Raw genomic sequence first — 1662 nt, 5'->3', positions numbered from 1 at the left:
TTATTGGGGTAGCTAAGGACTTCCATTTTACTTCCCTTCACGATCCCATAACACCCGTGATGATGGTCCTTGGTAAGGATAATGGAAATATGATTGCTAAAATAAGAACTACTGATGTCGCAGGCTTGATATCATCGATGAAAAGTAAATGGACGGCGGAAGAGCCTTTCTCTTATTCCTTCATGGACGAGCGGTTCAGCAATACTTACCTTGCCGAGCAAAAAGTAGGAAACATTCTAAACATTTTTGCCGGTATCACCATTTTTGTGGCCTGTCTTGGTTTATTTGGACTCGCCACATTCACTGCACAACAGCGAACTAAAGAAATCGGTGTACGTAAAGTCTTGGGTGCATCCGTTGCCGGGATAGTTACACTTTTGTCAAAAGACTTTATAAAGCTTGTACTGGTAGCGATAGTGCTCGCCAGCCCGGTAGCCTGGTATTTAGCCACCGTATGGCTTGAGGATTTCGCCTATCGTATTGATGTAAGCTGGTGGATGTTTGTGATGGCAGGAGTGGCAGCGGTAATAATTGCACTGATAACAGTAAGTTTTCAAGCAATCAAAGCGGCGTTGATGAACCCGGTGGAGAGTTTAAGGTCGGAGTGAGGGCCTTGAGCAATGAGCAACGAGCTTTGAGCTTCCACCCAAGTTGTTAAAATAACTAATAGTGAATTAACTTATAACGGAGCTAATAGCTCATTTCTCAAAGCCCATAGCAATGATAAAAAACTACCTCACCGTTGCCATTCGTAATTTCTTACGTAATAAAACTTTTTCTATTATAAATGTGCTGGGATTGTCTATCGGCATCAGTGCTTCGTTGGTGCTCTATTTGCTGGTGAACTATCATTTTAATTTTGATAAATTTCAAAAGGATGGAGACCGGATTTATCGCGTAGTTAGTGAGTTTAGTTCTTCCGGACAAGTATATCGTAACTCCGGCGTAACGGCACCAATGGGACCGGCGGCAAAGAAGGAATTGACAGGTCTTGAGGCAGTAGTTCCATTCCGTTTATGGAACGGTGAGCCAAAAATAACAGTTACCGCTCAAAAAAATAATTTGCCTTTGATTTTCAAGAAACAACAGCATGTTGTTTTCGCTGATGAGGGATTTATGAACCTGATCGGTTATGAATGGTTAGCTGGTTCTCCTGAAACATCTTTGAAACAGCCTTACCAAACGGTTTTGTCTGAAACCGCAGCTAAGCTTTATTTTTCGAAACTTTCAACGGAACAAATCATCGGACAACAACTCTTTTTTGATGATACAATTTCCACAACGGTTACTGGTATAGTCAGAGATATAAAACAAAATACAGACTTTACATTTACGACCTTTATATCCAGAGTAACACTGGACAACACCAGCCTTAAACCTACAGATTGGGACCAATGGGATAATACCAATTTCGTATCACAATTACTGGTAAAACTATTGCCGGGGACAAATAAAGAAAATATTGAAAAAGGATTACTTGCTCTTTACGAAAAATACCATACTCCAGACCCAAACGTTGATGGAAGCAAAAATAAATATCTATTACAACCTCTTAGCGATATACATTTTAACCCGGAATATGGAAATTATGGTTCACCCCTTGCACATATACCTACCTTATACGGACTATTGGGCGTGGCCCTGATTCTATTACTGTTAGGG

General features: G+C 40.6%; 2 protein-coding genes. Both read left to right on the top strand.

The annotated features are described in order from the left end of the window. Positions 1 to 608, top strand: a 608-nt coding sequence (locus WBJ10_RS06590) for an ABC transporter permease (RefSeq protein WP_424288727.1), incomplete at its 5' end; no start/stop codon positions are given. A 112-nt stretch (positions 609 to 720) separates the two neighbouring features. Continuing rightward, positions 721 to 1662, top strand: a 942-nt coding sequence (locus WBJ10_RS06585) for an ABC transporter permease (RefSeq protein ID WP_424288726.1), incomplete at its 3' end; no start/stop codon positions are given.

This window comes from Daejeonella sp., from assembly GCF_049655485.1.
Taxonomy (GTDB): domain Bacteria; phylum Bacteroidota; class Bacteroidia; order Sphingobacteriales; family Sphingobacteriaceae; genus Daejeonella.
Note: the sequence above shows the minus strand (reverse complement) of the source record. Positions and strands in the feature narration are given on the sequence as shown.